The sequence below is a fragment of the Paenibacillus sp. NMA1017 genome, from assembly GCF_058895805.1.
In genome coordinates, this window is record NZ_JBZXYR010000004.1 from 28,988 (window position 1) to 41,435 (window position 12,448).

Annotated in this window: 9 protein-coding genes; 1 reads left to right on the forward strand and 8 read right to left on the reverse strand. The window is 47.7% G+C overall.

What is annotated here, in order from left to right; genetic code table 11:
• Window positions 1-39 precede the first annotated feature (39 nt).
• Window positions 40-3,417, reverse strand: coding sequence for a DUF8508 domain-containing protein (locus AC5ELV_RS12340; RefSeq protein WP_493430436.1), 3,378 nt, complete (start codon window positions 3,415-3,417; stop codon window positions 40-42).
• A 306-nt stretch (window positions 3,418-3,723) separates the two neighbouring features.
• Here AC5ELV_RS12340 and AC5ELV_RS12345 point away from each other — a divergent pair, with 306 nt between their 5' ends.
• Complete coding sequence (locus tag AC5ELV_RS12345) at window positions 3,724-4,887, forward strand: aminotransferase A (protein WP_493430437.1); 1,164 nt, start codon at window positions 3,724-3,726, stop codon at window positions 4,885-4,887.
• A gap of 509 nt (window positions 4,888-5,396) precedes the next feature.
• Here the strand turns inward: AC5ELV_RS12345 and AC5ELV_RS12350 are convergent.
• From AC5ELV_RS12350 to AC5ELV_RS12380, 7 genes are all read right to left on the reverse strand, one after another.
• Complete coding sequence (locus AC5ELV_RS12350; protein WP_493430438.1) at window positions 5,397-6,470, reverse strand: ABC transporter substrate-binding protein; 1,074 nt, start codon at window positions 6,468-6,470, stop codon at window positions 5,397-5,399.
• Window positions 6,467-7,288, reverse strand: coding sequence for an ABC transporter permease (locus AC5ELV_RS12355; RefSeq protein ID WP_013372269.1), 822 nt, complete (start codon window positions 7,286-7,288; stop codon window positions 6,467-6,469). The genes AC5ELV_RS12350 and AC5ELV_RS12355 overlap by 4 nt, the downstream gene beginning before the upstream one ends.
• The gene (locus tag AC5ELV_RS12360) at window positions 7,278-8,090 is read right to left on the reverse strand and encodes an ABC transporter permease (protein ID WP_493430439.1); all 813 of its coding nucleotides are present in this window, start codon (window positions 8,088-8,090) and stop codon (window positions 7,278-7,280) included. The genes AC5ELV_RS12355 and AC5ELV_RS12360 overlap by 11 nt, the downstream gene beginning before the upstream one ends.
• A complete protein-coding gene (locus AC5ELV_RS12365) occupies window positions 8,080-9,189 on the reverse strand; it encodes an ABC transporter ATP-binding protein (RefSeq protein ID WP_493430440.1) in 1,110 nt (369 codons plus the stop codon). The genes AC5ELV_RS12360 and AC5ELV_RS12365 overlap by 11 nt, the downstream gene beginning before the upstream one ends.
• Window positions 9,190-9,264: 75 nt before the next feature.
• Entirely contained in the window at window positions 9,265-10,401 is a 1,137-nt protein-coding gene (locus tag AC5ELV_RS12370) for an N-acetyldiaminopimelate deacetylase (protein WP_493430441.1), read from the reverse strand.
• A gap of 180 nt (window positions 10,402-10,581) precedes the next feature.
• The gene (dapD, locus tag AC5ELV_RS12375) at window positions 10,582-11,295 is read right to left on the reverse strand and encodes a 2,3,4,5-tetrahydropyridine-2,6-dicarboxylate N-acetyltransferase (protein WP_013311259.1); all 714 of its coding nucleotides are present in this window, start codon (window positions 11,293-11,295) and stop codon (window positions 10,582-10,584) included.
• 212 nt (window positions 11,296-11,507) lie between these two features.
• Entirely contained in the window at window positions 11,508-12,416 is a 909-nt protein-coding gene (locus tag AC5ELV_RS12380; protein WP_493430442.1) for a DUF8580 domain-containing lipoprotein, read from the reverse strand.
• Window positions 12,417-12,448 lie beyond the last annotated feature (32 nt).

A 12,448-nucleotide genomic window follows, 5' to 3' on the forward strand; every position in this document is an offset into this window, starting at 1 on the left:
ATAAAGTCAATCAATCTGACATTTATATAGTGATATCCCCTATTCCCAATGTAGCTTATCCAGCGTGCGAGATAATACAGCCGCTGCTTCTGCCCTCGTCACGGATGTAGCCGGGCCAAAACGGCCCTTCTCGTCTCCCTTCATAATACCTAGTCCAGACAAAGTCTTCACAGCCGGAGCTGCCCATGTAGAAATCTCCTGCGCATCCGATAATGATACGGATAAACTTTCACTCACTTCGCCTGTATGTTCTTCTGTGTTCCCAGCGAAGTGCAAGGCTCTCTCTATGATCACAGCCAGTTCCTCCCTCGATACCGGTGTATCAGGACGGAAGCTTCCGTCAGCATAGCCGTTGATCAGCCCGGCTGCTGCTGCGGTACGTACGGAATCCGCATACCACGATTCAGATTGAACATCGTCAAAGCTCGTCAGCGTGCGATCTGTACGCTCCAGTCCAAGTACACGAACCAGCATCGCTGCCAGTTCAGAGCGTCGCACCTGGCCTTCAGGCTCAAAATGCAGGTTCGCTAAGTCCCTTTCACGAGTCGCACTAGCTATAAAGGCTGTTGGATCGATCCCCGTCACAAGCAGGCGAGTCGCCAGCCGTGTAATGTCCTGCTGCGCCCAATGGCCGGATATATCCATGAACGATCCGGTTTTTCCAGAAGCCCCGCCATCAAGCACAGCGTAAGTCCCTCCCGAACGTCCATACACGGTTATTTCCTCACTCACAACGTGAAAAGGAACAGGTTGATAGGACAGCTGTCCGGCTTGGTTGATCGATACCTTTACTACAGCAAGCTGGTCTACTTCGACCGTTGTAGGAACACGTAACAGATAACGTTCATACCCACTACCAGAGTCTCCGTTACCTGTCAAAAGCTGTTTCCGTCCATCCTCGTTTCTCAGCTCAGCGGCGATATCCAAAGCTTGTAACAGTTTGCGCCCTGTCGGAACATCCAAGCGTTTAGCCAGTTCTTCGTTCGTAGCGACGGAAAAATTCAAGTAAATTTGTTTTACAGGCACCTGCCAGGTATCAGCCAGTTTCTGAAGAGACAAACGACTTGTTGCTACTTCATACCCACCTTGTGGCGTTTCTACTCGAAGGGTACGAATACGGTCGTTCAAGACGGCTCCCAAAGCTTCACCGTTTAAATGAACCTCGTACGTCCTCGCTTCTACTTGTTCCCCTGCACGGATCACAAGCGTACCCTTCGCACCATTTTGAATGGCCTTTTGTATTTCAGCAGCCGTTACTTGAGCGACTGCCTTTTTCAGTCCGTTTTGCTCCACTTCGGTCATTACAGACTTAACTTGCACCACATTTGTACCAGACAGGCTGCTTCCATTGGGTTCACTACTGGCAGTCTGATCCTGCCCATTTCCCGTCCCTTTCACGTTACCGCTACTGCCATTTCCGATGTTGGCGTTTTCCTCGTTATCCTGCTGATCCTCATCATCATCGTCATTTCGGCCACTCCCACCATCTGTCGGTGGTTCTTCCGTTTTGCGTGGCAAATCTATTTGCGCAACCAACGGATCATGATCGCTGACCCGCCCGTCCGCCGCACTAAAATCCGCATTCATATGAACGATATCCAACACGGATGATCGGCTCAGTGACGGGCTGACCAGCATATGATCCAATGTTTGCGAATTACCTTCATAAATATAGGAGTACCGTTCCTTTTCATCCAAATCGTCAATCAGATTGGTCAATTCCTGCCCCCGTAGCAAAGCCAGCGTTTCAGAAAATTGAAAATCATTCAGGTCACCGAGCACCACCATATTGGCCTTAGGGTTTACTTGCAGTACCGACTTTACAAAGCTATTCACAATCGTTGCAATCTTCGCCCGCTGTATTTCGCTGATTCGCACAGGTGGCTGAATTCCTCCAAATGGAGCTTGATCGCCCCCTTTGGAATTAAAATGGTTAGCGACCACAATCACCTGCTGGCCTTCAAACTCAAATTCAGCGGCCAACGGCTTGCGCGAGTCTTCAAATGCCGCATTCAGGGGATCAATCCGACCCGGATTGAGAGAGAGTCCCTGCACCCCATAAGTGACAGACGTAACTGAATCCCCCTTGGGCTTGTCGGTCAGCGCGACACGTTGCGGATTGTACAAGAAGCCAACACGGATGTTGCCACCGGGGGCACCGCCATCCTTATTATTTTCAGGTGCAATATCTGTAAAAGCGTATTCCGGGCCTCCATGAGCACGAATCGCCTCTATGAGTACGCGGAAGCTTTCGGAAGCGTCTGTGGTGCCATTATCCTTCTCGCCGTTATTATCCTGCACTTCCAGCAATCCTATGATATCCGGATGATTCAAATTTACGGCGATAGCCTGCCCCAACTGATCTATTCGTTTTCCATCACCGGGATCGAAGTTTTCCACATTAAAAGAAGCTACTGTCAGCTTACGATCATCCGGTAGCAAACGCGTGTTGGCTGGCTGGAGGCCACCAGGTACAACATCCGGCAGACGCTCTGGCAGCAGCTTATAATTGCTAAAGCTATAGCTCACCACACCTGTGATAGGACCCGCAAAACGATCGCCTGTTTTCAAAGGTGTCGAAGGCTTCGCATCAATCAGAATCCGTTGCGGGTTCAGACTTCTTTCTGTCAGCATGAGTCCGCCTGCCTCCGTTACGATCTCACCTGTGTTTGGACCGTTATCAATTCGGACTGGAATTTCATAGCCATAAGGACCAATCACAGTGGCATCCTTCAACTCTACACGCATGCCTTCCAGGCTTTCAAAAAAGTCTAAGCCATCCTCCTGTGGATCAAACACGGTCATTCCGTCATGATCCACAACAGATGTCGGCATCACACGTCCATGTTGTCCTAGCAGAACGGGAGCCGGCAATGGACGATCATTGGCAATTACCTTAACCGAAGAAGCCACAATTTCTGTGGTCGTCAGGTCGATTGGCTTGCTCGCATATGTTCTTTCCGTGTATTCCTTAACCAAACCGCTAACCCTCACCTCATCCCCTACCTGCACACCGTGACTAGGCTTGTACACTAAAATGGCTTCAGATGTTTTTTCATCCTGATCCACTTGATCATCCAACTCTTGGATATAGAAGCTGCTCCCCTTCACCATCGTGATAACGCCCTGAATATCTGCTACTTTTTGTCCTTCATATGGAGAACGGTGTGCTGCCCCCTGTATATCGTGTATGCGCAGCTTTTTAGGAAGATAGACATCTGCATATACACTTGCCCCTACAGTTACAGGTGAAGGTTGCACCTCTTTTCCTGCAAAAGATGCAGGCTCTGCCGAAGCTTTTCCATTGGACAACCCTACCGGCCCTCCAGCTGAAAGCACCAGTATGGCACTGAGCCATGTGATCCCAAACCTTTTTAATTTCGTGGGTAATATTTTTTCTATGTATTCTTGTTTCATCAAAAGATACTCCCCTCCCCATTTTTACTATGATTACGCTTACAAATATATTCTTCTTTTAAGATACCATAAATTAGTCAATTTAGTACCTGAATTATGTAAGGATTTTGCAAAATTCGATTCCAGTCGCTCCAAAGTGCAATATATAGACGCACTAGACCACTTCGGTCTATATATTGTTCATTGGAAGTCGCTTATTGGATTTTTGCAAAACCATCATATAAAAATGAATTCTTCTTGCCGTAGCATATTCAGATCAAATTATTGTAAACTTGTTCTAATACAGAAAAAGGTGGCACATACGCTATGGAGCATTTGCTTAACGATCAGGTTAAAAACATTCAAATCAGCGGCATCCGCAAAATCGCCAACAAGGTTGCCGCATTACCCGGAACCCTGTCATTAACGATTGGACAACCGGATTTCCCTACCCCTGCGCATATTATGGAAGCTGCCCATCGGGCGATTAACGAAGGACGCACCTCCTATACACCTAACCCGGGACTGCCGGAATTAAGAGAAGCCGCAGCGGCGTTTGTAGCTCGTAAATACGGCCTGAATTACCGTGGACAGGATGAGGTTATCGTAACGAACGGAGCCAGCGAAGCGCTGGATATTACCTTACGCACGATTTTGTCACCCGGTGATGAAGTCATTCTACCCGTGCCAATCTACCCAGGGTACGAGCCATTGATCCGTTTGTCAGGCGGCATTCCTGTGTTTGCCGATACCCGCAGTAGCGGCTTCAAGCTCACGGCCGAGGTGCTGGAGCCTTATCTGACCGAACGGACAAAAGCAGTCATTCTCGGATATCCTTCGAATCCAACCGGACGAGTGATGAGCCGTGAAGAACTGGAAGCGGTCGCCGATTTACTGAAGGAGCGCGATCTGTTTATCATTTCGGATGAAATATACAGCGAACTGATTTATGATACCCCCCACGTGTCCATTGCAACTTTATCAGATATGCGGGAGCGTACCATCGTCATCAACGGTCTGTCCAAATCACATTCCATGACGGGCTGGCGTATTGGTTTTACGCTCGCACCCGCTGAAATTACACAGCACATGGTCAAAGTCCATCAGTACAACGTAACCTGTGCCAGCTCGATTAGCCAATATGCTGCCCTGGAAGCCTTGACCGCTGGTGTCGATGATGCACTTCCAATGCGTGAGGAATACCGCAAGCGTCGTGATTATGTACATGGAAGGCTGACAGACATGGGTATCCCGTTGGAGAAACCCGAAGGAGCCTTTTACCTTTTCCCTTCTATTGCCCATTTTGGATTAAGCTCGATGGATTTTACCTTGAAGCTGCTGGAAGAGCATGGAGTGGCTGTCGTACCTGGAGATGCCTTTTCTTCCTATGGCGAAGGATACATTCGCTTGTCCTATGCTTACGGACAGGATGTGCTGGAGCAAGGGTTGGATAAAATAGAGAGGTTTGTTAGAGGAATTGTGAGGAGTTAAGGGGGAGAGGCGCTACTCAGTCCATTTGATCTTCCGATCGCTGTTGCTGGGGGATTCTTGGATTGGATAAAACATTTATAGGTAAGAATCCCACAGCAAAGGCGAACGCTGTCGCTTCTCCAGATTCAAATGGCCCGCTTCGCTCACTGCCCGCCTTAAAGTCCCTCATTCCGCTAACATATGTGGGGATGCAGGGGGAAAAACATTACTCACCGCTTTGCGTGGTGAGTAAACAAAATAGGCCCTTGAGCCACCTGTACGGGTGGCTCAAGGGCCTGTCTGCTCTCACTACTCCCTCACCTCGGCGTAGGGATTCAGGGGTATAGCTTTAAGCACGTCGCAGCGGAGGGGGCGGAATGGTGCTGGACAAGCAAAGCGGTCGCCTTTAAATTCCGATTTTAACCTTTATACTTCAAATCATAAAAATCGGAATTTAACAGCGATGGTAAGCACCATCCGCCACCGCAGCGACCTTTAAAGCACCACCCCCTAATCCTCACGCCACTCCCCTACTTTAAATGCATTTTGAATTGCAGGAACAATTCATTGTAATGAGCGAGCATGCGCTTGCCCAGATTGTTGTATACTTCCAGCTTATCTGTAATTTCAGATGGAGGATAGAACCGCTCATCGCCAGAAATATCTTTAGGCAGCAATTTCTTTGCATCCTTGTTTGGCGTGGAGTATCCTACAAATTCGGCATTTTGAGCGGCTACATCGGGCTGCATCATGAAATTGATGAACTTATGGGCCGCATCCACATGGGTAGCGGTTTTTGGAATAACCATATTATCAAACCACAAGTTGGAGCCTTCATCTGGCACGATGTAATCGAGCTTCTCGTTCTCATCCATGATTTCAGACGCATCACCGGACCATACAACCCCGGCAGCAGCTTCCTCGTTTGCCAGCAGCATTTTAATCTCGTCACCGACAACCGCTTTGACATTGGGTGCTAATTTCTCCAACTTCGTCAAAGCCTGCTGCAAATGTGCCTCATTCGTATCGTTCAAGGAATAGTGAAGGCTGTTCAGTGACATCCCTACGACTTCCCTCGCACCATCAACCAACAGTAGGTTATTACGCAACTTTGGATTCCACAGACCGTTCCAGCTATGAAAATCAATGCCTTTCGTCAGCTCCGGGTTAAACACTATCCCGACTGTACCCCAAAAATACGGCACCGAGTATTCATTATTCGGGTCGAACGAAAGGTTTAGAAAATGAGAATCCACATGCTTCAAATTCGGCAGCTTGCTATGGTCCAACGGGAGCAACAAGTGCTCCTGCTTCATTTTAGCCAAAGCATATTCCGAGGGAACCGCTACATCAAATGAAGTTCCTCCCTGCTCGATTTTCGTCAGCATCGCCTCATTGGAATCAAAGGTCTGATAAATGACAGTAATCCCCGTCTCCTTCTGAAACCGTTCCAACAACTCAGGGTCAATGTAGTCTCCCCAGTTGTACACCGTCAGTGTGTTGCCACCGGAGTAGCCTTGACTGGAATTCAGCCATGCCGCCACCCCCATCAGCCCAAACGAGATGATGAAAATCGACAGAAACACGCGCACAAGTGACTTCATCTAGGCACCCCCATTTCTGCCGCAGGCTCTTTTTTACCATTACGATTCGCCTTGCGCATAATAAAGTAGTAACCCACCACCAGCAGCACAGTAAATAGGAAAATGAGCGTGGATAACGCATTGATGGACAAGGAAACCCCTTGACGGGCACGTGAGTATATTTCCACCGATAAGGTCGAATAGCCACTGCCTGTCACAAAAAAGGTCACCGCAAAATCATCCAGCGAGTACGTTAGCGCCATAAAGAAGCCCGCATAAATCCCTGGCTTGATAAAGGGCAAAATTACCTTGGTCAGCACATCCAGCCGGCTGGCACCCAAATCACGTGCGGCATCGACCAGAGATGGGCTCATTTCCTGCAACCGCGGCAAAATCATAATGACCGCAATCGGCACACTAAATGCAATATGGGATAATAAAACAGAGTAGAAACCCAGCTTAATCCCGACCATCGTGAACAAAATGAGGAAGGAAGCGCCAATAATGACGTCCGGGTTCACGATCAATACATTATTGAGCGATAGCAGCGTATTTTTGACTCGACGGTTCTGCATCTGATGAATAGCCAGTGCCCCCATAATGCCAATAATCGTAGCCAACGCAGACGACAGCAAAGCAATCACCAAGGTGTTAATGACAATAATGATCAAGCGAGTGTCTGCAAACACCTCTTTGTAATATTGGAGTGTAAAACCTTCAAACTCATGCATCGTCCCGCCACTGTTGAAGGAATAGTACATCAAATACAAAATAGGCGCGTACAACACGAGAAAAACAATCACCAAATAAATATTCCCGAATCGGTTTTTATTTACCATGCCGCACCCTCCGTTTCGTTCCCGAGGTGAGCAGCATAATGATCCCCATCGCCAAAATCAGGAACACGGCAACCGTAGAGCCCATACCCCAATCCTGAGTAACCAGAAAATGCTGCTCTATCGCCGTTCCCAGTGTAATCACACGGTTACCTGCAATCAGACGGGTAATCATAAACAGCGACAACGCTGGAATAAACACAGCCATGCAACCGGATCGCACACCCGAAAGTGTTAACGGAAAAATAACCCTGCGAAATGCAGTCCACTTGGAGGCTCCCAAATCACGGGCTGCGTCAAGCAATGAAGGGTTTAACCCTTCCAACGCGTTATAAATGGGCAAAATCATAAAAGGCACAAAAATATAAACCGACACAAACACAAAGCTGGAGCTGGTAAACAATAATTGCTGACCTCCCAACCCAACCATACCTAACACCGCATTCACCGGACCATAGGTACCGAAAATCCCGATAAAAGCATACGTTTTGAGTAGCAAGTTAATCCAGGTCGGCAAAATAATGAGCAACAGCCACAGCTGCTTATGCTTGGTGCGTGTGAGCAAATATGCCGCCGGGTAAGCAACTAACAGTGAAAATACAGTGATCAGAAATGCATACCAAAACGAGCTAAGCGTCATGCTCAAATAAACAGGTGTCAGAAACTGAGCGTAGTTGTTGAATGTGAGATGACCATCCACATCAAATAGTGAATAGTAAAACACAAGTACAACCGGAGCTGCCACGAACAGCACAATCCATAAATAGTAAGGCAGCAGATACGCTGCTCTTGTATTACCGGACATGCTGATCCACCTCTTCATAGGCTTCCAGACGCCGATCAAATTCTTCCTCTGTTTCCCCAAACCGCATCACATGGATCGCTTCCGGGTCAAATCGCAGACCGATTTCACTGCCCAGCTCCGCCTTTTTGGTAGAATGCACGAGCCACTCCTGTCCCGAATCATCATAGCAGCTTATTTCATAGTGAACACCACGGAACAATTGGGTATCCACTTTTACACGTAGCTTGCCTTCAGCAACACTCGTAATCTCCAAGTCCTCCGGCCGGATCACAATTTCAATAGGCTCGTTCGGACGTAGTCCCCCGTCGACACATTCAAACTGTCGACCGTTAAATTCCACTTGGTAATCCGCAATCATACGTCCTGGGACAATGTTGGATTCACCGATGAAATCAGCAACAAACCGATTAATCGGCTCATCATAAATATCATTAGGCGTACCACTCTGCTCAATCTTGCCTTTGTTCATGACAAAAATTTCGTCCGACATGGCCAGCGCTTCCTCCTGGTCATGCGTAACGAAAATAAAGGTAATTCCAAGGCGCTGCTGCATTTCGCGCAAAATGTACTGCATTTCAGTACGCAGCTTTAAATCCAATGCAGACAACGGTTCATCCAACAAGAGAACGTCAGGCTCATTGACGATAGCCCGTGCGATAGCTACACGCTGACGCTGTCCCCCGGACATCTCAGAAATTTCCCGCTCGCCGTAGCCTTCCAGATTGACAAAGGACAACGCCTGTGTCACCTTATCCTGAATATCCTTTTTGTTCATCTTTTTGATCCGCAGACCAAAGGCTACATTTTCAAACACATTCAGATGCGGAAATAGCGCATAATCTTGAAAAACCGTATTAACCTGCCGTTCATTGGCTGGTACACGATTAATGAGTTTTCCATTCAAATAAATAGAGCCTTCTGTCGGCTCCGCAAAACCCGCAATCATACGCAGAATCGTCGTTTTACCACAGCCGGAAGGCCCCAGCAGTGTATAGAATTTACCACGTTCAATTTCAAAGCTGACATTCGCCAGCACCGGGGGATCGTTGTCAAATTGCTTGGTCACCCGTTCAAAGCGGATGATGGTTTGCTCTCCCATAACACCCTCCTTCAAAAATTCGACTTCATTCCATTTCATTCTTTTCATTAAACATAATTATTCAGGGCGTATCATTTACCCTTGAGACTTCCATGTAAAATAGTCTGTCAGCACACGAATGGCCACACCGATCGCTTCCTCCGCAGGCTCCAACTTGGCATGATGCAAACCATAAGGCGTATCCACACCAAGCCAGAACATCAGACCGGGAATTCGCTCCAGAAAATACCCGAAGTCTTCTCCAGTCATCGCTTCTCCGCATTCAATAAGCTGCACATCCTGCCGATTACGGACCCAGTTCATAAATTCCTCGGTCACCTGAGCTTCATTGTACACTTGCAAATAATTGGAGCCATAATGAATCTCGGCATGGCATTCAAACCCAGCTTCCACACCGCGCACCAGTGCTTCAACCCGTGATTTAACCAGCATCATCGTATCGGCTGACAACGTTCGGATCGTACCCTCCAAACGTGCGGTTTCCGCAATAATATTCTGCTTCGTGCCTCCGCTAACCTTACCCACAGTAATGACCGCTGCATCCAGTGGATTCACATTACGAGCTACAACCGTCTGTAATTGTCCCACTAGCTGACAAGCAGCTACCACCATATCATTCGCCTTGTGCGGGTAAGCAGCATGCCCGCCCGTACCCTTGAGGTCGATGAAAAGCTCCGACGTATTGGCAAATAGGATGCCGGGGCGAGTCGCAATTGTACCGACAGGATATTCAGGTGCAACATGCAGCGCGACAATTTCATCCGGTACCCAGTCCGCCAGCTCCGTGCTGTCCCGCATAGGCAATGCCCCGCCTGGCCCTTCCTCAGCCGGTTGAAACAGCACAACCAGGTCATCCTTAATCGGATGGCTTGCAAAGTGAGTAACAATTCCCAATCCAATCGTCATATGTAAATCGTGTCCACAAGCATGCATATAGCCGGGATGGGTCGAACGGAAATCGTACCCTGTCTCTTCTTGAATCGGCAAACCGTCCATATCACAACGATATCCATAGCGGCGTTCAGGAGCCGTTCCATGAATGAACACTAACACGCCCGTACGCCATGTACGAATTTCCAACCGCTCCTGAGGGAGCGTTTCCAAATAATCCAGCAAATATTGTTGTGTTTTGTATTCCTCAAAACCCGGTTCGGGAATTTGGTGTAAATCCCTTCGTATTTGGACAAAAGAACGATAGTCGACCGTACTCATTGCTGCTACGCCTCCTCTTTATAGCTCATCAGCTCTTATCGGGCAAAAGAACAAAAGGACAAAAGCCCGGCGCAGCCGCCGAGCCTTGTCCGTGTGCTTCGTCCCTAAGTTATGCTGTCAGTGCATCATGCTTCTGACAAGGAATCGTTCACCTTTGGTACATAAAAAACCTTTGCCTTCTTACAGAACGCGCAGTTCTTTCAAAATCTCAGTTTTAGATTTGGTCTTATCGTCGACCTGTTTGATCACACGTGCAGGTGTACCCGCCACTACGGAGTATTCAGGCACATCTTCAGTTACGACAGCTCCGGCTGCAACAACTGCACCTTTACCAATGCGTACGCCTTCCAATACGACCGAGTTCGCACCGATCAATACATCGTCTTCTACTACAACTGGCTGTGCAGATGGTGGTTCAATGACACCCGCCAGGACAACGCCTGCACCGATGTGACACATGTTACCTACTTTAACACGACCGCCCAGCACAGCATTCATATCAATCATCGTGCCTTCACCAATGGTGACACCGATGTTAATCACCGCACCCATCATGATGACTGCGTTGTTACCAATGCCCACCATGTCGCGGATATAGGCGCCTGGCTCAATGCGGGCATTGATGCCTTTCAGATCCAGCATTGGAACAGCGGAGTTACGGCGGTCATTTTCCACCACATAATCTTCTTCTTTAGCGTTTGCGCTATCCAGCACCGGCTTGATATCAGCCCAATCACCAAATACAACACCACTGTCTCCAGAAATAAAAGCTTGAACATTCTCGCCAAAAGATGCGGAAGCCAAAGCTCCTTTTACATATACTTTAACAGGCGTCTTTTTCTTGCTGTTTTTAATCACGTTGATGACTTCTTGTGTATTCATTTCGATGGACATAGTAAATCTAACAACTCCTTCATCGCTTCATACGACTTCGCAAGCCGGAATGATCTTATTCTCTCATCCTTTATAGCACAAAAGTGCAGGTCTCGCAATTATAGATTAGACCCTTATAGCTCTAACCTAGCCCTAAAAATAACAATTTCCAGCGGCATAACTGCCTTAAATTCATGATTGTAAGCCGCCGACCATCCCACATCAAAGTAGGATTATTTATTAGCTTGCAGGCTCTCCAGCGATGTATAAATGAAGGATTCGAATCCTTCAGCAGGTTCACCTTGTGGAATGTTCACTTTCACGATGAAACCGCCTGTTTTATTTTCTATAACAATATATTGTTGTGTGATCTTCGAACCGCTCGCTTGCAAGAACAGACGGCTACTGGTCAGCGCTTGAGGGACGGATGCTTTGTCCAGCTTTTGCACCTTGCCGATGGAAGCTAGATCCTTTTCGCCTTCTTTTTGAAGTTCATCCAGATTAAAATCGGAAGGCAGCTTTGTAATTTCAGCAAAATAGTTATCATCTACAGCCAAGGCAACACGGTTTTGATCGGGAAACAGAGACATCGGATCAAACACATACAGTGAATATCCCTCTCCTTTTGCCAATGTTGCTGTCTGCTTTTCCTTTTTTCCTTCAAGAGTTAGCTCAAAAGTTTGAGTCTTCGAGCGTTCTCCGCCTACTGCTTGACCAGAACTTCCGTTTTGATTGCCATCTGTTGCAGCCTCTGTTTTTTGTATTTTCGTTAAAGTCAGTTGCTTCGCCGTCGCGTCGCCCTCTACTGCTTTTTCGTTGTATTCAAACGCTACTGTATCGCCTTCCTTAAGTCCAGCTATTACCGTGTCCAGTCCTTCCCCCAATTGAAAGGATTGGGCTTCGCCATTGCTTTCAATTTCAACTGTATGCGGGTCAGCAGCTCCATTGTATACACCTGTGCCTTTTTTAACCTCCGGCTCAGCGATTGGCTCTGGTTTAACTTGCGGCTGCTGTTGCGTTTGCGGTTGGTCTGACCCTTGAGGTGCGGTGTTATTGGTTTGCGGTTTCGTTCCACAGGCTGACAAAGCCAGGACTGCCACTACAGTCAGTAGTAAGATTGAAAATGTGTTTTGTTTTTTCATAAAATCCACCTCCACTATGATAGACGAGCTTG